Annotated in this window: 1 protein-coding gene; it reads left to right on the forward strand. The window is 56.9% G+C overall.

Going from position 1 to position 376, the window contains the following annotated elements; all coding sequences use genetic code 11:
- A partial coding sequence (locus RGM3321_RS00080) for a transposase (RefSeq protein WP_244391002.1) occupies window positions 1-376 on the forward strand: 376 nt, incomplete at both ends.

Genomic DNA, 376 nt, shown 5'->3' on the forward strand with positions numbered 1-376 from the left:
TGACGAAGCTCAAAGCATGGATGGAAACAACGCAGCCGCAGGTCACGTCGCAAAGTGCCTTGGGTAAAGCGGTGAACTACCTGGCCCACAACTGGAGCCGGATAGAGCGTTATATCGAAGCTGGTTTACTACCCATCGACAACAAAGCTGCCGAAAGAGCAATCAGGCCGTTCGCCATTGGACGAAAAGCCTGGCTGTTCAGCGACACGCCCAAAGGCGCCACGGCCAGCGCCCAGATCTACAGCCTGATCGAGACCGCCAAACTCAACGGCCAAGAGCCTTATACGTGGCTGCGCCACGTACTTGAGCGGTTGCCGCATGCTGCATCGGTAGAGGATTACGAAGCCTTGCTGCCGTGGAACTGCTCGCCAGAGAT

The organism is Pseudomonas sp. RGM 3321 (assembly GCF_022836805.1).
GTDB lineage: Bacteria > Pseudomonadota > Gammaproteobacteria > Pseudomonadales > Pseudomonadaceae > Aquipseudomonas.